The sequence below is a fragment of the Methanosarcina acetivorans C2A genome (genome assembly GCF_000007345.1).
GTDB lineage: Archaea > Halobacteriota > Methanosarcinia > Methanosarcinales > Methanosarcinaceae > Methanosarcina > Methanosarcina acetivorans.
Genome location: NC_003552.1, coordinates 3,265,062 through 3,290,205, shown reverse-complemented (window position 1 = coordinate 3,290,205; position 25,144 = coordinate 3,265,062). Strand labels below are relative to the sequence as shown.

Genomic DNA, 25,144 nt, shown 5'->3' with positions numbered 1-25,144 from the left:
TAAGTAATTACCCAGAATATTTATTGGCAATCGACGATCCATTGGGTTATTCTTACATGGAAACATTCGGTTCAGAATATAGGCGTGTATATGTGAGGAGTTAAAACTCCTCATTTTTTTACGGTGACTGGTATGAGCAAATTTAATAAAGAAATTACTGTTTTTATTTTTTTTCTAGCTCTTGTAATACTGTGGGGATTGTTTGCAAACGCATCAGCTGATATGAAAACACCAGTTGACACAAAGGTACCGGTTGATACGAAAACGCCATTCCAGGGAAAAAAAGTAGCTGGCTTTTTTATCGAATTTGAAGAGGGGACTACTGAGCCTGAAGTTAAAGACATTCTTGAAAACTACAACATGACTGTAAACACCATAGATTACAATTCTGATATTATTCCAGGCAGATACTACATGATATTAGATAGAGATAGAATAATGGATATAGAGGAATTGGTAGATGAAGTAAATTTGACTATCCCTATAAAAAAAGGAAGTAATTATTTAGTGACGGTAACGGAACAAGCTATTGAGGATAAAAATTTCCTTGCAATACTGGAAAAAAACAATCTTCCGGTAAAAAAATCCGTCTATTGTTATATTCGTTTAGAAGATGAATCTGAGAATGGTAGTATTCCGCAGAAAGACGCATACCAAATTGCAAATGAACTTGAAAAGAATGAAAAGGTGCTGGCCGCATCTCCAGATACGAGAATAAATCATTTATTAATTGAATTTGAAGATGGAACTACTGAACAGGAAGTTAAATCCATTCTTGAAAAATATAATACGACTATGAACACCATAGAATATGACTCCAACCTTCAGCCAGAAAGGTACTACCTGGTGGTAGATGCGGATAAAAGAATGGATGTAAGAAATGAATTGGGAAAAGATGAGAATTGGACTGATCCTATATACCATGATATCAAAAAAGGAAATCATTATATAATTACAGTAACGGAACAAGCTATTGAGGATAAAAATTTCCTTGCGATGCTTGAAAAAAATGATCTTCAGGTGAAAAATTCCGTTCTGTGTTGTATTACTCTCGGAAATGAATCTAAGAATTGGATTTGGGAGAGCGATGAAAGAAGAATAGAGAACGAGCTTAAAATGAATGAAAAGGTATTGACTTTATTGCGTTGCGGTAGTACCTAATGAGAGGCTTTATCTGGCTGTGCTTACCACCCGGCGAATTTGTCCCGGCAGAGTTGAGACTCTGCAGTACGCTGTCTTTGGGGTTATAAAATATCCTCTCAACCCAGGGTTCATTTCTTCTGGATATAACTTCTCTTAATTGTGATGCTGGTTTGCAAATTATTTTTTTCTTGCCTTGCGGGCCGGCTCAGGTCCCTTGCAGCGGAGAGAAAGAAAACTGAAAGCTTCCATTCCTGGCGCCGGAACAGACCAATCATTAATCCGAGCTTACCAATGCTTTAAATAATTTCCAGAAAAACCCTGTTAAGGAAATATCCGGGGAATATGATCCATTCAAGGGGGTGATACGTATTCCCAGCGCATATGATAATCGAAGAGGTTCGGTAATAGTTGACACTGATGAAGGAGTTTTACTTGTAAGCAGTTCGGGAGGCTACTATCGGCTTCCCGGAGGAAAACCGAAACGAGGGGAAGCAAGTATCCAGGCGGCGATCAGGGAGCTCAGGGAGGAGACCGGGCTGCGGGCGTATGAAGTGAAATATTTGTTTAAATTCCATGCGTCCAAGATTTTCCGGATCAAGGGGAAGGGAACGCCGACACCGTCAAACGAGATACACCATTTCGCGTTTTTCAAGCCGGGTAAGAATATGAAAGTAAGGGTTTCCGAAAATACAATAAAAATATTGAAGAAATATTATGAGTTGAATTCCGATTCGGATTCCTGTTAGATTTTGATTTGAATTCCTGATTGAATTTTGATTTGAATTCCTGATTGAACTCTGATCTGAATTCTGACTGGTGGATGAAGAGATTTCAAAATAAATTAATGCCTTTATCATGGGATAATCATGAGCAATTCAAAAAAGGACAGAAGTCTTGAGTTTGCAGCCTACCATATGCATGCACTTGGCTACCCGATTGAGAAAGCCGAAATCATCAGGTTCGGGCTTCTTAAGGAATGGAAGGAAGCTAAAAAGAATAAGAACTTGAAGGCTCTTGACAGAGTTTTGCAGGAGTATGATGTCCTTCTGGATGATATGATTCGCAATATACAGGAGCACCAGAAAAAGGCTCTGGGGTATCTCTCTGAAGAGGATGTCGAAAAAGCCAGGATTCGCAAGGAGGCCGAAAACGCTTCATGTCTCCGGAACCATGTGATAGATGATCATGCTCTTGTTGAAGCACCCGGTTTTGAGAAAGCACTCGGTTTTAAGAAGGCAAAAGATCTCTAATATTCATGAAGCCGATTTGACCAAGAAACTTAACCAAGAAGTTTAATTCCTCAATTTTCAGGTAAACATTAAGGAGAAATTTAATTACTTAATTTTCAGGGGAATATTTAAGAAGAGAACAACTTTTTAACCTTCTTTTGTGTTTTTATTTGTGTAAATCTCTATTATTATCTCTATTGAATGACATATTTGCGGCTGTTTTAGTGTTGCTAACCCCGCTGTCGATCTTCACAAGATCCTCATAAGATCCGCACAAACAGTCTGAGCTGATTACCATGCACCCGAAAACCCGGAAAATCCTTGAAATTTTCGAGGAGATAAACAAAATCCCGCGCTGTTCGAAACACGAAGAAAGGCTTTCCCTCTGGCTGCAGGAATGGGGAAGATCCAGAGGCTTCGAGGTAAAAACCGATGCAGTAAAGAATGTACTCATTAAAGTCCCGGCTACTCCGGGGTATGAAAATTCTCCCGGAATTGTGCTGCAGGGGCACATGGACATGGTCTGTGAGAAAAGCAAGGACTCCAAACATGACTTTTACAGGGACCCTATCAGGTGTGTGTATGATGGGGACTGGTTGAAGGGAGATGAAACCTCTATAGGGGCGGACAACGGGATTGCCCTTGCTATAGGGATGGCCCTCTCAGAGGCAGGGAAGAATAGGGAGATCGAACACCCGCCTCTGGAACTGCTCTTTACGGTGGATGAGGAGACCGGATTGACCGGAGCCATGGGGCTTGAAAAGGGATTTGTTGAGGGCAGGACTCTGCTGAATATGGACTCGGAAGATGAAGGGCTCTTTCTGGTCGGGTGTGCCGGAGGGAAAAATTCCCGGATCACGCTGCCGCTTGAGTGGGAAAGCTTTGAATATGGAAAGGAGTGCAGGTTCGGGCTCTTCAAGCTCATGGTAGAGGGGCTGGAAGGAGGGCACTCAGGAGTTGAGATTCACAGGCAGCGGGCTAATGCTATCCAGCTATTTGCCAGGGTCTATTCCGGGCTCCGGGAAAAGGTGGGTAAACAATGCGTAAGCCTGGTTCTCCTGAGCGGAGGGACAACCCACAATGCTATCCCTTATTTTACAGATGCTTTTTTGGCTCTGGACAGGGCTAAATTCGAACAGGCGGAGAAGCTTGTTTCGGAATTCGGGACTACTTTCAGGTCCGAATATGCGAAGACAGACCCTGAACTTGTTTTGAGTTTCAGGGAAGTTGAAAACGGAGTCGTGTTTGAAAATTCAGGAGGTAAGGTCACCAGAAAAGAAGTGACTCCAAACCTGGTATTCTCTACCGGGACCGAAGAAAAGCTACTCAAGCTGCTTCTTGCCCTGCCCCACGGGGTCTACAGGCTTTCGGACAGGATTCCGGGCCTTGTGGAGACTTCGAACAACCTTGCAACCGTGCGGACAGGGGAAAATGAAATAACAATCATCACAAACCAGCGCAGTTCAGTCATGTCCAGGCTGGCTGAAATTACCGGGAAGGTGGAAGCTGCGGCAAAGCTTGCCGGAGCTGCTGTTGTACAGGAAGCCGACTACCCTGCGTGGGAGCCAAATCTTGAATCCGTGCTGCTTTCGAAATGCAGGCAGGTCTACCTTCAGACCTTTGAAAAAGAGCCCGGGATCGAGGTCGTACATGCGGGGCTTGAGTGCGGGGTAATCGGCTCGAAATACGAAGGCATGGAGATAATCTCTCTTGGGCCGACTATCAGAGATCCCCATTCTCCGGCAGAAAGGATCTTTATTCCCTCTATTGAAAGAGTCTGGATTTTCCTGGTAAATTTGCTGAAGAGCTACCGCTGATTAAATATTACCGTAAACTGACCTCTTCCGCAAGTCTGACATTGCTGTGCAGGTATTTTCGTAATAACCAGAGGCCGTAAACGAATAGTAAAAGAGAAAGGGGAAGCACCACCCCTCCCGGGGAACCTGCCAGGAATACCAGGCAATTCCACAGCCAGTGGATAATGATTACGGGGATTATTGTGTCGAGTCGGACTCGCAAAACTGCCGTCCAGACCCCGAACATACCTGCAAAAAGAGCCTGAACTTCGCTCGCCCTGAAGTCTCCGGTGATTAAGCCGTTTAATATGTGGACAGAACCGAAAAGAATCGCTGTGATCCACACTGCACGCCAGGTTCCGAATGAGGATGAAGCCCCGTGAAACAATATGCCCCGAAACATCAATTCTTCACTAATGCCTACCATCAGGGTATTGATAACCACGATCACAAGTTCCCTGGCTGGTGGCAGGCCTGTAAATAGAATAATAAGCAGCAGGATTAGAAGCGACAGGGCCGGTGGCAACAACAAACGCAAATCCCGTAAATTATCCGGGCCTTTCCACCCGACCTGAGCCCACCATTTCAAATAGGTAATAGTCACGGGCAAAAAGATCGCTGCAACCAGCACTCCAAAAGCTATCTGGTTTTCTATCAATTCATCAAGCTGCATGGGCTGCCCCCCGACCTGCAGCAGGCCTATTCCCACTACGACAACCAGCCAGACTGAAAGTATTACCAGTGAAACAGGCCATGGTTTTCGTGATGTATGCATCTTTGTCTTCTCCGATCCGACAATAAAAGATCCCGGTTCCCGGGCAAAGTTATGATGATTTACCCGGTAGTATGCGAAAAACAAACCATAAAGAGAGGAGGGGATAATTGATAATTCCGGGTTTAATCTTTCTTTTCGTGTGATAACAGGCTTGATTTGTTGTTTGTGGAATCCGCTTCGCTCCTGTCTTTCAGACTTCCTTCCTGACCGTCCTTTACGTATGAACGCACCTTAATGAAGTAAGCAAGGGCTGCGATAGGTAAGGCATATCCTATTCCATAGACAGCCAGGTTTGTTTCCGGGGGTTTAAAAATAACGCCCAGGAAGTTAACCCCCAGCACGACAACGGTAAGCCCCACCAGGTTCAGTTCCAGTTCCTCAATGTCATTTATCTCCAGCCAGCCTGGTAAAGGGAGCGGCTGGATAAACAGCTGGTAGAGCCCGATAGAGGTCACGAAGAGTACCGTACCGACCAGGAAGAGATGTACTGTCTCCACAATTTCAACAATTATGTTCACCTCCGGATTTGCATCTGTCATTCCGGTAACCAGTTCACCCATAAAGAGAACCAGATCTACGCCGCCTTTAATAAACAAAACACAGGCGGTAATTGCCAGCCCGATAACGGGAATCAGTACAAAGTATCTCATTCTGGCAATAAATTTCACGACTTTCATAGTAGATTCCCCTATCCCGTGAAGAGAAATGCTTCGGCCTTTCTTTACCGTTTCGAAACTTTGATATCGGCTGCTCTAAAGCTACTCCAATTCCAGGTGGAACCAGTATTCTGGAATGATATCACAAATTTACTGTTCCGTCATCATCCGTTTCAGGTCAGCTTCCTCGTCTTTGATCAGTTCGCCTGAGACGTCAAGTTCAACCTGCCTGATCCTGCCTGTGAAAGTGAACGGGGCCCTGTATTCTTCGGGGTGGACACTGTCGGCTGCGTCGTAGCCGCAGCTCAGCCCGATGATACCAAAGAGGTTGGGAACGGTGTAAGGCAGGTTCCTGCTGGCTACAAGCTCGCCGTTAATGTAGAGCTGGCTCCGCCCCGCAGAACCTTTTCCTTTACTGAAATCGGGTTCGTCTGTCTTTTCAAACTCGTAGCGCAGGGTGACTTCCCCCTTCGGGATAGGGTCGGGCGAGCTTATCCTGAACTTTTCAAGCCCCGAATAGTTGTGGACGTGATGCAGGTGCCCGTCCTTGACGTAGAAGCTGTATCCTCCGTGGCGGTTTCCGTGAGCGAGCAGGACACCTTCTGCTCCTTCCTCGGGGATGACCACGCGGGCTGTGATGCTCCAGGGCCTGTTGTAGACTCTCGGAGCAGCAGAGAACTGGACCGGGGTCCCACCTGCATAATATATGTATTTCGTGCGCGGGCGTGCAATGGTCGGCCTTTGCACATTCATGCGTTCCAGGGCTGCTGTTGCTAGGGGCAGCACCCCGTACTTTCCGGCTTCGGTGTACCAGCGCTGGATCATTTCCTGCAGTTTCTCAGGCTTTTCTTTTGCCAGGTTTCTGATCTCAGCCGGATCTTCTGCCAGTTCATAGAGTTCCCAGCCCTTGGAATCAAGCACCTTGAGCACCCTGGAACTCAAAGGCATCCCGAAGAACCAGCCCTCTCTTAGGGGTTCTGCAAAGCTTGAGCCCGGGAAAGGGCAGACCGCCCTCCAGCCGTCATTGTAGATGGAACGGTGCCCGAACATCTCGAAGTACTGAGTAATGTGCTTTGTAGGAGCACCGGGGTCATCAAAGGTATGGGCGAAACTGACACCCTGTATGGGAGACTGGGATACCCCACGGATGTTTTTCGGGGCTTCCATGCCCAGGGCTTCGAGCACAGTGGGTACCAGGTCAATAGCATGGGCGTACTGGCTGCGGTTCTCCCCCCTAGCTTTGACGCCCTCCGGCCAGGAGACGATGCAGGCATCGCTTATTCCCCCGCGGTAGGTCTCGCGTTTCCAGCGACGGAAGGGAGTATCTCCTGCCCAGGTCCAGCCCCAGGAATAGTGGTTGAAGGTTTCGGGGTTTCCCCATTTCTCGATGCGCTCCAGGTTGTCCTCCAGAGTTTCTTCCACGTTGTTGAAAAAGAGCATCTCGTTGAAAGTCCCGTGTATCCCTCCCTCGGCACTGGCACCGTTATCCGAGAGCACGATTACCAGGGTATTGTCCAGTTCCCCGATCTCTTCAAGGAAGTCAAGGATGCGGCCGAAATGGTAGTCTGTCTGCTCAATGAAGGCTGCAAAGACTTCCATCTGGCGGGCATAGACTTTCTTTTCGGTATCCGTTAGGGAGTCCCAGGCAGGCACGTCGGGGTCGCGCTCCGAGAGCAATGCATCGGGGGGTACGATCCCCAGCCCCTTCTGGTGTTTGAAGACCGTCTTCCGGTATTTATCCCAGCCCATATCGAACCTGCCTTTGTATTTCTCTATCCACTTTTTTTCGACATGGCGCGGGGCGTGCCCTGCTCCGGTGGCATAGTATAAGAAGAAGGGTTTGTCCGGAGCATTGTGATGGGCGTCCTTGATAAACTCGATAGCTTTGTCGGCAAGGTCGATGTTCAGGTGGTAGCCCTCTTCAGGGGTCGCGGGAACCGGAACCGGGTGGTTGTCATAGGTCAGGTCGGGATGCCACTGGTCGGTGTTTCCTCCCAAAAAGCCGTAGTAGCGCTCAAAGCCCCGGCCCAGGGGCCAGCGGTGGAACGGGCCTGCCGTAGTGGTCTCTTCAGGAGGGGTCAGGTGCCATTTGCCCACGGCAAAGGTGTTGTAACCCTGTTCCAGCAGGATTTCCGAGAGAAAACCGTGCTCAAAGCCCATATATCCGTTATGTGCAGGGTAGCCCATGGAAAGTTCGGTGATGGCGGAGAGCCCCAGAGTATGGTGGTTCCTGCCTGTCAGTGCACAGCCCCTCGTGGGAGAACAGAGCGCTGTGGTCTGCATGTTGGTATAACGCAGGCCCCGGTTTGCCAGCCGTTCCAGATTGGGTGTTTCACAGAGCCCTCCGAAGACTGACATCTGCCCGTAACCCACGTCGTCCAGGATAAAAAATATCACATTTGCTGCACTCTCTCCGGCCCTTGTCGGCCTGGGCCAGGCAGGTGAGGATTCGTCAAGTGTCCTTCCGATAACGCCAGGAAAAGGTTTTCCGGGCTCGTATTCTATCAATTCAGGTATTATTGTCCCCCCATTCTTTCGGAACCGTAGTATTACTCCTCGAGTCCCAGATTTTATACAGGCTCAATCTTCTGACTGTACCTGATCCCCCTTTGAGACTCCCCATTTTTCTGCTTTCAGTCCACTCTCGGCGTCGGGAAAGCTGAAAAGTTGTATGATCTTTGCCACTAGTCCTGTCCTCCAAATTTGGCTAACGAAACGTCTCAGAACACTTTTTTCCAATCATCCTTCATGCTGATCACGATCCAGCCCCGTTCCTTTGCCATCTGCAGCGTCTTCTCGCTTCCCTCGTCGTAGGCGTACTCGTGCTTTGCATCGTCATGGCGGAGCAGCAACGATAGAGAGCGTTGACCGCTTTTCCGTGCCAGCCACAGCATATGCAGATCTCCGTCCGAATTGCCGGCAGCCAGAATGGGCTTGCGGCCAATGTGAAGCTCGATATTGACCGGCTTTCCTGGTCCGTCGTCGAGGGGATCGACCAGGCCTTTCTTGCGGAAAATTACCGGTCCCTCATCAGTCATCCGGGTCTCAAATGAGATGTTGCTGCCGATAACCCGCTCTTTTGGGATGTTGTAGATCTCCTCCGAGACTGTACGCAAGAAACTCATACCGCCACCGGATGCCAGGAAGACCTTAAAGCCGTTATCGTCCAGGTAGTGCGCGAGCTCAACCATCGGCTTGTATGTCAGATCTTTGTACAGCATGCCAAAACGGGGATGTTTGGCAGTCTCCAGGAACTCTTTAGCCATAAGCATGAAATCGTCCTGAGACATGCCGGCGTGAGAATCAAAGACAGTCTTCATCAGCTCTTTAAAATCGCCGCCAGCATGGGGATCAAGCCCGAAAAAGTAGGTCAAGTCGCCCTTTGTCGCTGCCTTAAAGTGTGGCTGGTCCAGGAGCGCAGGGTCTGCCTCAGCCATCTGTTTCAGCCGGTCCATGACAAAGAAAAGCTGAACATACATGGGCTTTTCAACCCACATGGTCCCATCGTTGTCCAGGATGGCAATTCGCTCGGTCTCTGGCACAAAATCAGCGCTTTCGGGATTTATGATTGTGTTTACGTAATCAATGATTGCTTTCTTCGATGGTGTTTCATTCCACAACGAGAGAATTTCGGACATTGTCAATTCCTCTTACTTTATTTCAAACGAAGTCATAAAATCCACCTCCTTCTGCGGTGGTGGGTGGAGGTAAAGTGCTGGAGTGTGCACTCGCTGGTAAAGGCTGAGACTTACCCTGTCGATTTGATATTCCCCTTATGGGATACCTGCGACGCGATTGCCCACCCGAAGTCCTGTACGAGCGTTTCACTCCCCTTTCCAGCCGCCGTTAGATCGGAAATCGGTTCGTTTTGGAAGCTGGCGGAAGAGTGACACCCGCGAGCAATTAATTGCAGCAGGTTTTGCCTCCACACCTAATTCCCCTTCAAAAAAACGATACATAGAGAACAACCTATTGCATCAGCTCCAGGATTCCACATCCTATTATCGGGCCATCGGTTGAGTACTTGAGAAGCAGCGCCTCTTCAACCGATAGCCTGCCATCCATGCAGAAACCGGAGCCATAGAACAGTCTACTCATAACTGAACATTACCTTGAAGGAGTAGAAGGTTCCAGATAGAGGCTCAACCTTCAGGTGCTCACGATCCCCTGCAAGAGCTTTTCCATTACCTGGTCCACGGTAAAGCTTGCCGCTTTCTGGCGTGGAGGGAATTCTTTAAACGTTGCTAAAAAGTCCCCTACTACACCCTGAGCAGGAACGACCAGGAAGGCATGGTCGAGCAGCCAGTCGTAGTAAGTATTGGATGTCCGATCTGCTCTTTCATACGGGTCGGTACGCAGGTTGAATATTTTCGGTACTCGCAGCGGGACAAAAGGTTCTGCCCAGACCAGGAGCGTGCCGGTGGCGCGCTGCTCCAAAAAGACCAGTTTCCAGTTGTCGTACCTTATAGCCATCAGGTCTCCGCCATCAGAGAAGTAAAAGAACTCAGTCCTGGGTGATTTCTTCTCCTTTCCGGTCAGGTAAGGAAGCAGGTTATAACCGTCAAGGTGCACCTTGAAAGTTTTGTCTCCTGCTTTGTGGCCTTTTTTAAGCTTCTCTTTAATATCCGGTTCCTCTGCTGCTGCAAGCAAAGTGGGTAACCAGTCCAGGTGGCTCACAAACTCGTTAGAAACTTTGCCTGCAGGGATCTTACCAGGCCAGCGTATTAACTCAGGAACACGGAAAGCTCCTTCCCAGCAGGAGTCTTTCTCGTTGCGGAACGGTGTCATAGCCGCATCGGGCCAGGAGTTCATATGTGGTCCGTTGTCCGTGCTGTAGAGGACAATGGTATCGTCAGCAATGCCTATTTCGTCCAGCAGGTCGAGAAGCACGCCTATCTGCCGATCGTGCTCGATCATGGCATCGTGGTACGCGGATTGCCAGCGCCCCGACTGTCCCCGTATCCTGTCCGGGATGTGCGTCCTGAAATGCATTCTTGTGGTATTGAACCAGACAAAGAAAGGCTTTTCCGCTTCATGCTGACGCTTGATAAAATCAATGGTTGCATCCAGAAATTCCTGGTCCGCTTCTTCCATCCGTTTTTTTGTCAGCGGGCCCGTATCCTCGATGCGACCATCGGCATAGCTACGGATTACTCCTCTGGGACCATAGTTCTTCCGGAAATTTGGAAAGTCTTTCTCAGGTGGATAATCGCGTTTTTCAGGTTCTTCTTCAGCATTCAGGTGGTAGAGGTTGCCAAAAAACTCGTCAAAACCATGGTTGGTGGGCAGAAACTCGTCAAGGTCCCCGAAATGGTTTTTTCCAAACTGACCTGTGGCATAACCCAGGGGTTTCAGCAGTTCGGCAATTGTAGGGTCCTCAGGCTGAAGTCCTATTTTGGCTCCGGGCATGCCCACCTTGCTCAACCCTGTACGGAAGACACTCTGTCCTGTGATAAAAGCTGCCCTGCCGGCAGTACAGCTCTGCTCTCCGTAAGAGTCCGTAAACCTCATGCCTTCGTTAGCTATACGGTCAATGTTTGGTGTTCTGTAGCCCATCAGGCCGTCACTATAGCAACTGAGGTTGCTAATGCCAATGTCATCTCCCCAGATGACCAGAATATTCGGTTTCTTTTCTGTCATTCTTAACCCCCAAATAGATTGGTTGAGAGCCTGGATTAGCGCTTTTAAGCGGTATCCGAGCTTGAATTCATTTATCCGGATTTGTCCTTTTCTTAACGTTGTTTCGTCGGGAAACACATAGATCAGGGCCGTGGTTGTGCCCCGAACGTCCTTAAATTCTTACTCTTTTTTTTCAGTCTATCTTTCTGCTGACCGTGACAGCGTTTGAACTTGAGCCCACTGCCGCAGGGACAGGGGTCGTTTCGGCCTGCCTTTGCAAAAGCCTCTTCCAGAGCCAGGACCCGCATCACCTCTTCTGCCGGATAGCCCCTGCGTATCAGGCCTGCCAGGATCTGCATCGGAAAGTCTATGTGCCGGAAGAAAGCTTTCCAGCCCTCACAGAGGTAGTTCAGGCCGGGTTCCCCGGAAGGGGTGGTAAGGAAGCGGTTTTTAGGACATTCCCCCCGGCAGGCAAAGAGTACCTCACATTCCCGGCATACTCGCGGGAGAGTATCGCGTTTTTCCTGCCCGAACCTGTACTGCTTTTCCGAAAAGGCAAGTTCTGCAATTTCCTTTTCCATGATATTGCCCAGCAGGTAGTCCGGCTCCACAAAATGGTCGCAGGCGTAGAGGTCTCCGTTGTGTTCCAGGGCAAGCCCCATCCCGCATGTTTCCTCAAAAACGCACATGCCTGAAGGCAGCCCTAACCACCGGCGGGCAGAAGCCTCAAAGGTCTGGACGAAGACCCTGCCCACATCATTTCGCACCCATTCATCGAAAATGCGGCTAAGGAAACTGCCAAACTGCCCGGGTTGTACCGAACGGTCCGAAACCCTGTTCCCCTTCTGATAAAGGGTACGCCCCTCCTCATTGATCCTCTCCACAACCGGAATAAACTGAATCCAGTCTGTTTTTGCTTCATCCCGGAGGAAGCGGTAGACTTCCAGAGGATACCCGGCATTGGCCCTGTTTACTGTGGTCAGGACGTTATATTCCACTCCGTGTTTTTGCAGGAAATGCAGCCCCTTCATGACCATATCGAAGCTCCCCTCCCCTTTTTTGTCCACCCGGTAGGAGTCATGGAGTTCCCGGGGGCCGTCGATGCTGATTCCGATTAGAAAATTGTTTTCCTTAAAGAAGCGGCACCATTCGTCGTCCAGCAGCGTGCCGTTGGTCTGCATCGTATTTTCGAACGTCATGCCTGGTTTTTTGTACTTTTCCTGCAGTTCGATGGCACGCCGGTAAAAGTCGATTCCCATCAGGGTGGGTTCACCCCCCTGCCAGGCAATGGTCACCTGCGGGCTGCTGTGGGCTGCAATCAGCTGCCGGATGTAGTTTTCCAGCACTTCATCTGACATACGGAACCTGCTGCCCGGATAGAACAGCTCTTTGTCCAGGAAGAAGCAGTAGGAGCAGGCAAGGTTGCAGATAGCCCCTGTAGGCTTTGCCAGCACATGGATTCGGGGGGGCAGAGAGTTTGTCATTTAGCAGTGCCTCCCTGAGCCAGCCAGAATTTCCGGGTTGAATTTGAGCTCCATGATCCGGACAATTATTAGGGGCGTTATTCGGATTTCGTAAGGTCTGCCTGTATTTTCGGTCATTTGAAATACTCCTTCTGTCCTATGCCCTCGGTTTTTTACTCCTCCGCGAAAACTCCTTCCTCGCGTAAGCGGTGCACCGTCTGCACCACGACCGCAGTCAGCGGCACTGCCAGTATCATGGCCAGGAATCCGCCGACAACACCGGATGCGATCGTAACCAGGAACACAACCAGCGGGTGAATTTTGAGGGTTGTTCCCAGAGCCCAGGTATTTATGGCGTTCTGAAGCGCTCCGTTGGATATGGTCACAGCCACTGCAATAATCAGTGCGGTTTCCGGCCCCCCGGAACCAAAGGCGATAATCACGGCAAAAGCCCCGCCAATGAAGGCGCCTATGTAGGGGATGAATGAAGTAAAAAAGTACAGGATGAGAATCGAGCCTATAAGAGGTACCTTGAGGATAATCAGGGGAATGACCACCACGATAGCCGTGATCGCTGCAGTGATCGCAGTTCCCCGGAAATAGAGGCGTATGGAACGGCTGATGTCGGCAACGATGGCCGCACCGGTCCCGGGTTTTAAGTTGAACTGCCGTGCCAGCCAGACCTCTATTTCGGGCCCGTCCCGCAGGATGAAAAAGAGGATGAAAACGCTGAAATAGATCCCTATCAGGAGCGCTATAGCACTCGAAAATGTGCTGCTGAAGAGCCCGATAATGCCCTGGCCCAGTGCAGGCAGGGAATTCGAGACTGCGGCGCTGATGGAATTAAGAGTTTCCTCTTTGACCTGGAACTGCAGCAACCAGGCCTGCAGGCTTGCCCATCCGGCTTCGAGCTGGAGGACAATTTCGGCTCCCTGGTCAATGAAACCTTTTATCAGGATAACGAACAGGGCGGCAACACCCAGAAATATAAACAGCATGGTCAGTACCGTGCCGATATTACGGGGAACACGCCGCTGCTCCAGTATGTCCACTAGCGGCCGAAAGACGATGCCGATAACCACGGCAACGAGCAGCGGGACGGTGATACTGCTCACTGTCGCAATGACGCTGAGGACGGTACTGGCGGCGAGCATGACGCCCAGGAAGAGCCAGCTAGCCACACCTACGCGGCGCAGCCAGTACGGAGCGCTTCTGGAAAATTCGCTTTGAAAACCTTTGTCCGTGATGATTTCTCCCCCATGATAGATCTGGCAGTCTTCGGATCACCAGGCCCTTATCCTATCTTCACTGTCTCGCCAGAGCCGCACAGATATCGGTTTAGTGGATAGTTAAGCTGCTTATTGCCGGGCCATGACCATCCGCATCCCAACTTCCTTATCCTCGATCAGTTTGCCGCTCACATCCACGGTCACGCTGTAGATTTTGCCTGTAAACTCAAAGGGAGGCCGGTAGTCGGGTGTGACCGGAGCCCCGGGAGCCGAGCCGCAGGTAACCCCGCTCGTTAGTCCAAGCATAAGCGGAGTCGTTACCGGAACCTCAGCCTGCCCTACCAGGTTCCCGTCTATATAGAGTTGAGCCCTTCCAGGTGCGCCTTTTCCGCTGGCAACGTCCGGCTCCCCGGTCACCTCGAACTCGAAACGGAGTTGATGCCGACCCTCAGGCACCTTTTCACCGGATTCGACATGATAAAGAGCCCTTGCTACGTAGTTGTGTACCCAGTGCAGCTTTCCGCCTTTCATATAGAACGAATAGCCGGCGTCAATACCCCCATGGGCAAGCAGAACCCCTTCAACGCCTCCGGCAGGGATCTCCACATCGGCTGTGATGCTATGCGGGCGGTTGAGCACATTAACTGCCGCATTTGCTGGAATCGCCTGGGTTCCGGGATAATAAGTGTAACGCGTTCGATCCACTGCTATCTGCGGCCGCTCATCAGCAAGGCGCAACACTCCCCGGGCATCGATAGGCAACACATTATATTTCCCTGCCTCTGCATACCAGGTAGCAATCATCTCTATCAACTTCGGCCGGTTTTCTGCAGCCACATTCTCGTTCTCTGTCCAATCCTTCTGAACATTGTAGAGTTCCCAGCCTGTTGCATCCAGCTCGGTTAACTTCTCTGCCGAAATAGGTTCTCCGAAGGGCTTTCCTGCTTCAGCGAACGAGGGGCCCGGCCAGGGACACACTGCACGCCAGCCGTCGTGATAGAGGGAACGGTGCCCCATCATCTCGAAATACTGGGTGTGGTGTCTGGAAGGGGCATTTGCATTTCCCAGGGTGTGTGCAAAACTTACACCCTCAATGGGCGACTGTGTTACACCTTTAATAACCGTCGGAGGCTCGATTCCCAGGCATTCCAGAACCGTAGGGACCATATCGATAGCATGGGCGTACTGGGTGCGGACCTCGCCTCTGGCCCTGATCCCCCCGGGCCATTGAACAATAAAGGGATCACTGACGCCTCCACGGTACGTTTCTCGTTTCCAGCGGCGGAAGGGAGTGTCTCCTGCCCAGGTCCAGCCCCAGGCATAATGGTTGAAGGTCTCCGGGCCTCCAAGTTTATCAAGCAGGGGAAGGTTCTCTTCGAGTGATTCGGGCACGTTGTTGAAAAATAAATTTTCGTTGACCGAGCCTGTGGGCCCGCCTTCGGAACTTGCACCGTTGTCGGAAATCACCATGATCAGGGTGTTTTCAAATTCTCCCATGTCTTTCAGGAACTGCAGGAGTCTTCCAATATGGTAATCGGTATGCTCAAGGAAACCGGCAAAAACTTCCATCATGCGGGCATAGAGCTTCTGCTCTTCAGGCAAACATTCTCCCCAGGGCTTGACATCCGGGTCGTGGCGGGAGATTTTTGCGTCTTTAGGGACGATCCCCAGCTCTTTTTGCCGGGCAAATGTTTTTTCCTGGTAAGCCTCCCAGCCTTCGTCGAACTTTCCTTTGTACTTGTCCGCCCATTCTTTTGGCACGTGGTGAGGAGCATGCATGGCTCCGGGGCAGAAGTACATGAAAAAAGGCTTGTTGGGAGCTACCTGTTTGGCGTCGGCAATGAACTGGATAGCCCTGTCTGCCAGGTCTTCGTTCAGGGTGTAGCCTTCCTCGGGAGTTTTGGGAGGGCTTACGGGATGGTTGTCGTAAACCAGCTCAGGATAATACTGGTGGGTTTCGCCTCCTAAAAAGCCGTAATAGCGCTCAAACCCTCTTCCTAAAGGCCAGCGGTCATAGGGCCCTGCTGATGAGATCTGGTCTGCCGGCGTCAGATGCCACTTGCCGACAGCATAGGTATTGTAACCATGTTCCAGAAGCATCTCCGCCAGAAAACCGTTTTCAAAAGGTATGTACCCGTTGTAGCCGGGATAGCCTGTTGAACCCTCGGTGATGCAGGCCATGTTGTTCGAATGATGGTTTCGCCCTGTCAGGATACAGGTACGGGTGGGAGAACACAGAGCCGTTGTGTGCATATTGTTGTAAACAAGCCCTCCTTCTGCCAGGCTGTCCAGATTGGGCGTATTAATGGGTGAACCGTAACAGCCGAGTTGCCCGAAGCCGGTGTCGTCCAGCACGATAAACAGGACATTTGGGGCGCCTTCTTTAGCCCGGCGAGGTTCCGGCCAGGCTGATTCGGACTGGTCTGCCGTCCTACCTATGACCCCGGGGAAGGCGGTTCCGGGTTTGTATTCCTTTAATGGCATTTCTCCTCCTCTCAGACTTGGATTTCCCGAAAATGCAAAAAAATAAAACTGAAAAAATGCTCAAAAATAAAAACGGGGGACGGAACAGATGTTTTCTCCTTTCCCCACATTCATTTTTTCAAGAATCTCTTGCAAGAATCGCTTTTTTTCGCTTTTCCAGCAATTTCCGGACAGTGTACATTCCCGGAGAGATGTTTTTCCAGTTAAATTTCATTGTGATGGAACAGCTGCTTCTTCTTCGGCGAATACTTCGCGCAGTTTGTCTTCTTCTTCCTTTGACAGGTTGGAAGCAATGAGTTCGAACTTCATTCCCCTGGCAGCTTCGAATACCTTATCCTGCACGGCATCGCTGGTAAGTAGAAAGAGAGCAGAGGTGCCTTCGGTCACTTTACTGCGGACAGACTTGATGAAATCATCACTGATCCCCACGTCGGCAAAGGAAGCGGAAAGAGCACCGATAGCTGCCCCGACGACCATTCCGAAGATCGGAACCAGGAAGATCAGGCCGAACAGCATGCCCCAGAATGCGCCGCTAAGTGCGCCTACTCCGGTCATGCTGGTTAACTGCTTCGTTTTTGGCTTCTTTTTGCCCATAGGCCAGGAAACGATTGCTGCGTCCTGCAGGGTGATCAGTTCCTGTTTGCTCAAATTCTCTACTACTTCAAGTGCATGTTCTGCACCGCCAGGGGTGTCAAATTTTAAAACGGTTAGAGTTGCTATATTCATGACCTCCTTTTATATCGGATAGTTTGCTGATTCTTGTTTTTTGATGTAAACCTGTGTTTTGATGTCAGCCCGCCGGAGAGGGGAAACTGTCATCTCCACTATCGTTTTTCAAATCTTGAAACAGCTGGGGTAACATGTCTTCTTTCACGGCTTACACACTTTCTGCTGTCCTGGCAGCATAGTAGCCGGAAAGTCTACTCAAAGTCCACAAACCGTTTTGTGCCAGGGTCAAGGTAATATAGCTTCTGACTAGCTTCTAACAGGGAAATCTGCAGTATATTTTTTTACTGTTTGTTTCTATGTAAGTTTGCACAGTCAACAGGTATCGATATCCTGCATAGCCAGAGCTATTCAGAGCGAGATGAATTCCATTTAAATTTTGGTTGTTATCGGCTTGAACCTGAAGGCTTGAAATTCGTCAGGTGTCTTTCATTTTTCCAGAAACCTTCCTGTCAGGTACCTACCGGTAAATTTTGATGTTGTTAACCCCAACGGAACCTTCGAGACCACTTCCCCCAAGCTCGATGTTCAATTATTCGCTTTATATAATTCTTCTTTTATACATATTATCCTATGCATGTTGATTTATTTTGTTAGGTCTGCTGAAATGGATTGTTCCTTTATTTTGAAAAAAATGATTAAGTTATGATGTTTTCTGGTTCATCAGAATTGCATTTTGGCACCCGAGTTTCGCTTCGGGAGCACGAGGTCCTTTTCGCTCCACTTCGTTTCGCTCAAGAGGACTAACTTATGGATAAGTAACGTAGCTTTTCTCTTCGTTCGGGTTGTTTAAATTACAGTTCCTCTTGACCCGTTAAACGTTATTCGCTATATCATGTCGTTTTTGTCCCGCTCGACGCAGGAGAGCGGTCTTTCCCACAAAAAAGAAAAAGGAGAAGAAGAAAGAAGAGAAAAAAGTCCTAAAGCAAAAAAGACTGACGTTACCGGAAGAAACCGCCATCTGGAAGTGATCTTAGGGATCGATAAATCCTATATCTTTTTCTTTTTCTGCTCTCTGAAACCCTGGTTTCCACGTAGTTTTCTGTCCGGCACCTGGCTTTGAACCTCACTCCTGATCCGGTAAACTCGAGTAAGAGAGCCTGTATCGGTTGTTAGTGCATGATCCAGCTTTCCTGCTTCATAGCCTCAATAATCAGGTTTCGTACATACTCGATATCCGGGCCATAGGATACTGCTACATCGATCTCAACACGGAACATCCTGCAGGGTATGGAATAATTCGTGACAAGATCCACCCCGATAATGGAGTTTGGGATTACTACCAGCCGGTTATCCCTGGTAAGGATGTGAGTCGACCGCCATCCGATTTCTATAACATCTCCCCGGGTATCGAGTTTTTCTATACGAATACGGTCTCCGATCCTGAAGGGACGGTCGATTAGTAGCACGATCCCCGTAATTATATCCGCAAGCGCCGCCTGGGCTGCAAAACCAATTACAATTCCTCCGATATCCGGGACAGTAAGAGACGCAGTTAATGCGGTTCCTGTGATTCCGAAATGTTCAAAAAGCACAATTACGGCCAGAAAACCAAAAATCAGAAAAAATATGTATTGTAGGGTGTGGACAATTCACTGGTCGATCTCTTCCCCCATCTTTCAGGGGCAACGATGTCTAATAGGTTCGCTATTTGGTAAGGGTAAAGTCGATTTCTTCCCTATCTTTCAGGGGCAACCTGGAGAGGTATCAGTTTGAAGCGATGGATTGAGGCGAAAAATAAAATAGATTCCTATACACCAGTAAAGAAAGAAGAAGAGGTCATCCACAAGTCCTGTATAGAGCCCTATAGATTCACCGAACAATTTTACTATAGCCTTCAGGCCCCACAGCACGATGAAAAGCAGCAGAAGGCTTTCCAGAAGGAGGAGAGTCCGGTCATCAGTTTTTGTTTCTGTCTTTTTGACCACCGGCCAGAGCAGGTGCTTCAGAATTAATCGGCTATGAAAATAAAGGAAAAAATTAGTAACTTTGGAAAAAATAAGCAATTTTCACCTTGTTTTTCCTTGGATTTAAAGCTGGAAAATGGAAATTCCATCTTCTCCACTTTTTATTATGGTTCGGGTTTTAATTATGACTTCAGATGGTGCAAAGGCCTGTAAACTGCAGGCGAGCAATCTCCTTTTTATAGAGTTTATTTCTCTACATATCATTTCTCGAGTTTCTTCTGCTCCCTGGCAGCTTTTCAGACTGCAGCAGCTGCTTCGTGAGATTTTTGTTCTTCTTCAGCGAAAGTAACGGCTTCTGCCAGTTCCTGTCCTACCAAAGCCAGCAGCTCGGGAGTGAGCATGCCCTGGGAAACAAGTACTCCACCCGCATCTTTGATCGCCTGTTTTAGCTGTTTTGCCCAGAGGTGTTCAATTATAAGGACAGCAGCGGCGGTGCCTTCCGGGATTGCATCGGTTACTTCCAGAATATCTTCTTCGGTAATTCCGTAGTTTTCCTGGGCTGCTGCCAGAGCTCCTTCTTCCATGCCTATCTTTGCTCCCTCCACACCTCCGGCCCCAAAGCCCAGGAGTCCGCCTACTACGGCTCCGAAACGCATTCTCTCTTTTTCGTCCAGCTGAGAAGCTTCCATATACCTGATGCTTCCATTTTCGTCTTTCCATACGAACAGCAGGTCAATAAGCCTGATAATTCCTTTTTCCATGATTGACCCAAGTTCCCGCCGGATCTGGCCGTGGAAGTCCGGATTATCGAACACGATAACTAAGAGCTGCATAGGTCCATACATTACTTCTGCCATTTGTTTTCCCCCTTTGAAGTTCTTCTCCCTCTTTTTTTTCTTTTTTCCTCTTTTTCTTGTTTCTCTGCTGTCCGCCTTCCGTTAACCTTTTCTCTGTTTCCAATTCCTTATTAAAGAGGCAAAGGTTGTTCTATAAGCCGCGAAATTTCCCACATTTCTGCGGCTATCTTTTCCTTTTCCCCTTCTCCGGAATTCTGTATCCGAAAAACAGTTTCAACAGCTTCAGCAATGCTACATATAAAATCCAGTTTATATAAAATCGAGCACATATAAAAATACACATAAGATAAAAAATGCCGGAAACAGGAACAAGAAAACAGGAATAAAAATAGCAGGCTAAATAAAAAGAATTTGAAAGAGAAAAGGATGAGGAAAATCCTTCATTCGGAATTTATTTGTTTCTTCTGTAGAGGTAGATACGTAATTGATATGGGATATTAATAAAAATGGGACATAAATAAAATATAGCATTGAGCCTTTAAAAAAATGTATAAAATAAGAATGAAGGGACTGTTCCCACTTCCCTCCCTACACTTTACTTTATTCAGGAATCGTTGTTTTTGCCATGCAACCAATTCCCGGAAACTTTCCGTTTCTTCGCGGGCTTTCAGACTGCAGCAGCTGCTTCGTGAGATTTTTGTTCTTCTTCAGCGAAGGTAACGGCTTCTGCCAGCTCATCTCCAACTAACATCAGCAGTTCTGGGGTGAGCATTCCCTGAGAGACAAGTACCCCTCTTGAATCCTGAAGCGACTGTTTTAGTTGTTTTGCCCAGAGGTGTTCGATGATGAGGATAGCAGCGGCGGTGCCTTCCGGGATTGCATCGGTTACTTCCAGAATATCTTCTTCGGTAATTCCGTAGTTTTCCTGGGCTGCTGCCAGAGCTCCTTCTTCCATGCCTATCTTTGCTCCCTCCACACCTCCGGCCCCAAAGCCCAGGAGTCCGCCTACTACGGCTCCGAAACGCATTCTCTCTTTTTCGTCCAGCTGTGTTGCCTCCAACGAGGTAACATTTCCGTCATTGTCTTTCCATACGAACAGCAGGTCAATGAGCCGGATAATCCCTTTTTCCATGACTGACTCAAGTTCGCGGCGTATCTGGCCGTGAAATTTCGGGTCTTCGAATGCAATAACTAACATCTGCATAGGTCCATACATTACTTCAACCACTTGTTTTCCCCCTTTGAAGTTATTTTCTCCCCTTCTTTTTCTTCCTCTGCTGCCCACATTCTGTTTACCTTTTCCGTGTTTCCCCATTCTTCATTGAAGGGGCAAGACTATCCTCCGGATAAACCACGAAATCTTCCAAATTTCCGGCAGCTATCTTCCCCTTTTACCCTTCTCCGGAATTCAGTACTCGAAAAACGGTCTCAGCAGCATTAGCAATCTACATATAAAACCCTGTTTATATAAAATTGAGCAGATACAAAAATGCAAGTTTGTTACCCTGCACCCAACACAGGATGGAGTCGATGGTCAGAGTCAACAGAAAAAAGGTGCAGACGGCGAACATCATGGCAATGCTGATCCATCACCCGCGGCTTTTTTGTGCAGATTCGTAATCATGATGTGGAGGCTGATTACCGGCACCCATTCAGGAAAGAGATGCGGCACCCAGTAACTGAAGCTGATAGTCATCAGTAAGATGAACGCTACCGAATAGGTTAAAAAGGTCAGCCAGCGCGGCATGATGCGGGTGCGAAACGCGATGGTGCCCAACAAGATTATGAATACGCCTGCCATGCGAATGGAATAGACATTGGTGACGGTAAACACCAGCTCTCTACTAAAGGTGTATACGCCACCGGTAATCACCAAGTCCGGTTCAAGAGCATAGCTGGTCAGGAGCCCGCCCGCCAGCCGCCGCAACAAAAAGCATAGCCAGGTACAGCAAGCCGCTGCCAATTAACACGCTCGAAAAGAAACGGCCCTCTAACTGTCCTATGTGGCCGCGCATCACACCGATGAACCACAGGAAGGCGATCCCGGCGAATGGCACTATGCCCAGGCCCAGGGCTACGGTCTTTGTTTGCTCCTACAGCCAGAAGCCGCCGCCGGCCGGATAGGAGGGAATAGAGAACCGGATGAGCACATTGGAGGTGATATGCAGCACGGCAAAGAGGATACCGGCGACGGCTGCAACACGCGGCGTCTTGAGTCGCAGGTCATTCAAGGGACGTATTTCTTCGTTCATTATTTTCTCCTAAAAACTGGTAGTGTCTCGTTAACGGTGATCTGATAGGGAACAGGTCCGGGCATTCACAACTCAACAGAACAGTCATCTGGTGAATCTTCCCGGCGAATCTTTCCGGATGTAAAGAGCAAGCTAGCCATCAAGGTTCTTTTCAGGCCCGTTAGAATGGGTAAGTTGACCGTGTAGTGGCATTGCCCTGGATTGCCGTTGCAAGATTGCGATTTTTGGAAAGGCATGTGTTGCTTGCAAAAGGGCAACCTGTGGAACTGCTGCCCTTTACCCCGTAACCAAAGAGCAGGGCAGCTCCGAAAGTCACCTTCAGCTCATGCTCTTTTCCAGAATGAATATGGCTAGTGTGCCTTCAAGGACAGTTATGTCTAAAGTAACGGTTGTTTCACTGTGCAGGAGGCTTTTCAACTTCTCCGGCAGCAAAGGCTTCAATCTCCCCTGAAAGCTCGTCTCCCACAGTTAGCGTCACCACATTGGCATTGTAACTGCTCATGCTATTGATGACCTCTTCGCTGTAGATATTTTCGAGCAAGAGCAGGAGAGCCGAGCTGTCGGGTTTCAGGGCATTCCCGAGTTCTTCCAAGTTACCTTTCTTGATTGGGCGTCCGAGGTATTTCCCGGCAACGCCACCTATCACAGCTCCGCCTACAACCCAGGCCAGCACGCCTGCGGGACCCCCTATGAGAGCCAGAATTCCGCCGCCAACCGCTCCTATTGCCGCACCGAAAACTCCCCTTCCCGGTTCATGGATGTGTACTTTTCCCTTTTCGTCATGTTCGACTACTGCCTGGGCAACAATTTCATAGTTGTCCAGTATGCCTTCAGATTTTGCTTCCTTGAGGATTTCCTCTGCTTTTTTCTGTCCTTCAAAGCAAAGCGCCACAATGTTATAGACTTTTGATTTTTCTTCTTTTCCCATGATATTATTCCCCACTGATTTAGGTTTCTTGATATGTGGTCCGGACGGACTATTTATAGTAGATTTCTTTAATAAATAGTATTTTATAATATATATATCTCTTCGCACATGTTTGCTTTCGCAGAACTTGTTTTTGTTTTGAAGGTTCTGTCTCTTTCGAATAAAAAAGAGGTTTTCATAGGGGAATGTACGGTGGAAATCAATAACTCTACAAAAGAGATGAAATCCGGCAGGCGCTTGTTTCCGGGCTAGGGGTTAGAAACAGCACCAATGAATACAGTGCAGGGGCTTGAGACCTCAGGCTCCATTTTTGCCTTCGTCTTCCTCTACCTGATCTCTTGTTCCTCTTGATTCCATCAGTTTAGCCATCAAGCGTGTATCCTCGGAACTTTCCAGAACGATCTTTACAACTATTGTAAGGGGGACTGCAATCAGTGCACCTGCTGCCCCAAGCACATAAGACCAGTAGATCAGAGAAAGAAACACAATTGTTGTAGATAATTTAAGGCCTCTTCCTGCAATAGATGGGAAAAGGACATTTTCTATGAGTGCGTTGATAATCGTGACACCAACCAGGACTCCAAGCGCTCCTACAGGCCCATATTTGAACAGACCAAGTAGCATGGGCGGAATAGTTGCCAGATAAAAACCCAGGTAGGGAATATAGCCGAAAAGGAAGAACAGGAGACCCCATAGAACAGCAAAATCTATGCCTCCTATAAGGAAAAGTATGGCAACTCCAATACCCCCAATCAAATTGGTTTCAGTCCTCAGAAGCATGAAATTTATGACGGTTTTGCTTAATTCGGTAAACCTCGAAAGATAGACTGGTTGATCTTCAACTTCTTTTTGCACCTTTACCGGCGCACCAGCAGAATCAAGAAGTAAAAACGTTGTCACGATAAAAATGAGCACAACTGTTGATCCGGCATTTAAGGCTCCAGTAACAATATTCCCACTTACACGGAAAGCAAATGTTGCGATGCTGCGCAGGACTGATGTCAATGTATCTCCAGATACAGGAAAATGTGTTGAAACAGTGCCCAGAATACTCTGCAACTGAGTATCATAGCTTGGAATCATGTTGCTTAACTGGATTAAAGAGTTTGCAAATAGAACTGCGGTTCCAAAGAAAACAAAAATAAAAAGAAGGATCACCAGAAAAACGCTAACCTTTCCCGGAACCCCTTTCTTCATGAGCCAGCGAACAAGGGGAGAAAAGATTAGAAAAGCAAAAAAAGAGAAAAAAATAGGTATCAGTATACTTGAAATTGCCTTCATACCAAGTGTAAGGAGAACTACAGCAGTGCTGTAAAGTAGGATTTTTGCTGGCATTGAACTAGTATTTGTGTTTATGTTTACATCCCCCAATTTTTCTTACCCCAATCGTTCTTACCCCAATTTTTCTTACCCCAATTTTTCTTACCCCAATCGTTCTTACCCCAATTTTTCTTACCCCAATTTTTCTTACCCCAATTTTTCTTACTCCCAATTTTTCTTACTCCCAATTTTTCTTTTACTTCTGACTTCCGTTTTCCAAATTTTTACAGGTCAACTTCCATGTCCTATTCCTAACTTCCAAGCACATCGGTTGAGGAAAATTAAAAATCAGTAACTTCACATCCTGACTTTTCAGCCGCATTTAATAACGAAAGAAGGTAAAGACCTATCCCTTTCATTTTTTAATTAATGTGTTAAGTCCTCCCAATTTGACACATACAAGTATAAAGTCCAGTATATATATAAATTAACATATATGGTATCTGGATCAAGATTTAACTGTCAGGAAGGAAGGAGCGGGATTTAATCGGGAATTATCAGCCCGGTGATTCCGGAATTTCTTTTTACTGCATTTTCTCTCTTGGGCTTATTTGCATATTTGCATACTTTCGGCAATAGCAAAGCCTTTACGTACAGGCAGTTCCTTCACTTCCCTCCGTTCCGGTGCTTCGTCTGGCAGTGCAGCTACTAGTCGTGAATGCCAGTTACCTGCAGGGCCTGCGGAAATCCCGTGAGCAAAAATACTTATGAGGACTGTGGTAATCACAGCAGAGACTTTTTATTATTTTCTGGTTTTTCGTTTTCCCTCTATATCGTGCAAAACAATAAAATTTTAATTATATTGATATATTTTTTCTAT

The 25,144-nt window shown here is 48.1% G+C and carries 26 protein-coding genes; 5 read left to right on the top strand and 21 right to left on the bottom strand.

Annotated elements, in window-relative coordinates:
• The first annotated feature begins 132 nt into the window (after window positions 1-132).
• The 4 genes from MA_RS25605 (at window position 133) to MA_RS13815 (ending at window position 4,189) form a co-directional block, all read left to right on the top strand.
• Window positions 133-1,161: a UPF0228 family protein gene (locus MA_RS25605; RefSeq protein ID WP_083755937.1), complete on the top strand. Its 1,029-nt coding sequence runs from the start codon at window positions 133-135 to the stop codon at window positions 1,159-1,161.
• Between the two features lie 341 nt (window positions 1,162-1,502).
• On the top strand, window positions 1,503-1,889 hold the full coding sequence (locus MA_RS13825; protein WP_011022615.1) for an NUDIX domain-containing protein: 387 nt from the start codon (window positions 1,503-1,505) through the stop codon (window positions 1,887-1,889).
• 120 nt (window positions 1,890-2,009) lie between these two features.
• A complete protein-coding gene (locus MA_RS13820) occupies window positions 2,010-2,393 on the top strand; it encodes a hypothetical protein (protein WP_011022614.1) in 384 nt (127 codons plus the stop codon).
• 275 nt (window positions 2,394-2,668) lie between these two features.
• Window positions 2,669-4,189 (top strand): aminoacyl-histidine dipeptidase, encoded by a 1,521-nt coding sequence (locus tag MA_RS13815; protein ID WP_011022613.1) that lies wholly within the window; start codon window positions 2,669-2,671, stop codon window positions 4,187-4,189.
• Window positions 4,190-4,196: 7 nt separating this feature from the next.
• Here the strand turns inward: MA_RS13815 and MA_RS13810 are convergent, their stop codons facing one another.
• The 18 genes from MA_RS13810 to MA_RS13730 all read right to left on the bottom strand — a co-directional run bounded on the left by MA_RS13810 (window position 4,197) and on the right by MA_RS13730 (window position 23,004).
• The gene (locus MA_RS13810; protein WP_011022612.1) at window positions 4,197-4,943 is read right to left on the bottom strand and encodes a CPBP family intramembrane glutamic endopeptidase; all 747 of its coding nucleotides are present in this window, start codon (window positions 4,941-4,943) and stop codon (window positions 4,197-4,199) included.
• 122 nt (window positions 4,944-5,065) lie between these two features.
• A complete protein-coding gene (locus tag MA_RS13805) occupies window positions 5,066-5,620 on the bottom strand; it encodes a YqhA family protein (RefSeq protein WP_011022611.1) in 555 nt (184 codons plus the stop codon).
• Between the two features lie 129 nt (window positions 5,621-5,749).
• Window positions 5,750-8,107: an arylsulfatase gene (locus tag MA_RS13800; RefSeq protein WP_011022610.1), complete on the bottom strand. Its 2,358-nt coding sequence runs from the start codon at window positions 8,105-8,107 to the stop codon at window positions 5,750-5,752.
• A 212-nt stretch (window positions 8,108-8,319) separates the two neighbouring features.
• Window positions 8,320-9,237, bottom strand: coding sequence for an HAD family hydrolase (locus MA_RS13795; protein WP_048065472.1), 918 nt, complete (start codon window positions 9,235-9,237; stop codon window positions 8,320-8,322).
• A gap of 331 nt (window positions 9,238-9,568) precedes the next feature.
• The gene (locus MA_RS29445) at window positions 9,569-9,697 is read right to left on the bottom strand and encodes a hypothetical protein (RefSeq protein ID WP_281085456.1); all 129 of its coding nucleotides are present in this window, start codon (window positions 9,695-9,697) and stop codon (window positions 9,569-9,571) included.
• Between the two features lie 51 nt (window positions 9,698-9,748).
• Window positions 9,749-11,239, bottom strand: a complete 1,491-nt coding sequence (locus MA_RS13785; protein ID WP_048065470.1) for an arylsulfatase — start codon at window positions 11,237-11,239, stop codon at window positions 9,749-9,751.
• 122 nt (window positions 11,240-11,361) lie between these two features.
• The gene (locus tag MA_RS13780; RefSeq protein ID WP_011022607.1) at window positions 11,362-12,702 is read right to left on the bottom strand and encodes an anaerobic sulfatase maturase; all 1,341 of its coding nucleotides are present in this window, start codon (window positions 12,700-12,702) and stop codon (window positions 11,362-11,364) included.
• Window positions 12,703-12,854: 152 nt separating this feature from the next.
• Window positions 12,855-13,835, bottom strand: coding sequence for an AI-2E family transporter (locus MA_RS13775; RefSeq protein ID WP_157860244.1), 981 nt, complete (start codon window positions 13,833-13,835; stop codon window positions 12,855-12,857).
• Window positions 13,836-14,039: 204 nt separating this feature from the next.
• Window positions 14,040-16,394, bottom strand: a complete 2,355-nt coding sequence (locus tag MA_RS13770; protein ID WP_011022605.1) for an arylsulfatase — start codon at window positions 16,392-16,394, stop codon at window positions 14,040-14,042.
• A gap of 210 nt (window positions 16,395-16,604) precedes the next feature.
• Window positions 16,605-17,120 carry a DUF1269 domain-containing protein gene (locus MA_RS13765; RefSeq protein WP_011022604.1) on the bottom strand — a complete coding sequence of 172 codons (516 nt, stop codon included), beginning with the start codon at window positions 17,118-17,120 and terminating at the stop codon, window positions 16,605-16,607.
• 1,112 nt (window positions 17,121-18,232) lie between these two features.
• The gene (locus MA_RS13755) at window positions 18,233-18,655 is read right to left on the bottom strand and encodes a mechanosensitive ion channel family protein (protein WP_011022602.1); all 423 of its coding nucleotides are present in this window, start codon (window positions 18,653-18,655) and stop codon (window positions 18,233-18,235) included.
• A gap of 150 nt (window positions 18,656-18,805) precedes the next feature.
• Window positions 18,806-19,048, bottom strand: a complete 243-nt coding sequence (locus MA_RS13750) for a hypothetical protein (RefSeq protein WP_157860243.1) — start codon at window positions 19,046-19,048, stop codon at window positions 18,806-18,808.
• A gap of 275 nt (window positions 19,049-19,323) precedes the next feature.
• The gene (locus MA_RS13745) at window positions 19,324-19,884 is read right to left on the bottom strand and encodes a DUF1269 domain-containing protein (protein ID WP_048065467.1); all 561 of its coding nucleotides are present in this window, start codon (window positions 19,882-19,884) and stop codon (window positions 19,324-19,326) included.
• 607 nt (window positions 19,885-20,491) lie between these two features.
• A complete protein-coding gene (locus MA_RS13740) occupies window positions 20,492-21,052 on the bottom strand; it encodes a DUF1269 domain-containing protein (RefSeq protein WP_226990599.1) in 561 nt (186 codons plus the stop codon).
• Between the two features lie 342 nt (window positions 21,053-21,394).
• Complete coding sequence (locus tag MA_RS28705) at window positions 21,395-21,787, bottom strand: hypothetical protein (protein ID WP_011022598.1); 393 nt, start codon at window positions 21,785-21,787, stop codon at window positions 21,395-21,397.
• Window positions 21,788-21,917: 130 nt separating this feature from the next.
• Window positions 21,918-22,076 (bottom strand): hypothetical protein, encoded by a 159-nt coding sequence (locus MA_RS28700; RefSeq protein ID WP_226990598.1) that lies wholly within the window; start codon window positions 22,074-22,076, stop codon window positions 21,918-21,920.
• Window positions 22,077-22,236: 160 nt separating this feature from the next.
• The gene (locus tag MA_RS27110; RefSeq protein ID WP_157860242.1) at window positions 22,237-22,392 is read right to left on the bottom strand and encodes a hypothetical protein; all 156 of its coding nucleotides are present in this window, start codon (window positions 22,390-22,392) and stop codon (window positions 22,237-22,239) included.
• A 78-nt stretch (window positions 22,393-22,470) separates the two neighbouring features.
• Window positions 22,471-23,004 carry a DUF1269 domain-containing protein gene (locus MA_RS13730; RefSeq protein WP_048065466.1) on the bottom strand — a complete coding sequence of 178 codons (534 nt, stop codon included), beginning with the start codon at window positions 23,002-23,004 and terminating at the stop codon, window positions 22,471-22,473.
• Window positions 23,005-23,112: 108 nt separating this feature from the next.
• Here MA_RS13730 and MA_RS27105 point away from each other — a divergent pair, with 108 nt between their 5' ends.
• Entirely contained in the window at window positions 23,113-23,256 is a 144-nt protein-coding gene (locus MA_RS27105) for a hypothetical protein (RefSeq protein WP_157860241.1), read from the top strand.
• A 45-nt stretch (window positions 23,257-23,301) separates the two neighbouring features.
• Here the strand turns inward: MA_RS27105 and MA_RS13725 are convergent, their stop codons facing one another.
• From MA_RS13725 to MA_RS27100, 3 genes are all read right to left on the bottom strand, one after another.
• The gene (locus MA_RS13725; protein ID WP_248698106.1) at window positions 23,302-24,285 is read right to left on the bottom strand and encodes an AI-2E family transporter; all 984 of its coding nucleotides are present in this window, start codon (window positions 24,283-24,285) and stop codon (window positions 23,302-23,304) included.
• A gap of 77 nt (window positions 24,286-24,362) precedes the next feature.
• Window positions 24,363-24,512 carry a hypothetical protein gene (locus MA_RS25595; protein ID WP_083755934.1) on the bottom strand — a complete coding sequence of 50 codons (150 nt, stop codon included), beginning with the start codon at window positions 24,510-24,512 and terminating at the stop codon, window positions 24,363-24,365.
• Between the two features lie 359 nt (window positions 24,513-24,871).
• Window positions 24,872-25,051, bottom strand: a complete 180-nt coding sequence (locus MA_RS27100; RefSeq protein WP_157860240.1) for a hypothetical protein — start codon at window positions 25,049-25,051, stop codon at window positions 24,872-24,874.
• Window positions 25,052-25,144: the final 93 nt, after the last annotated feature.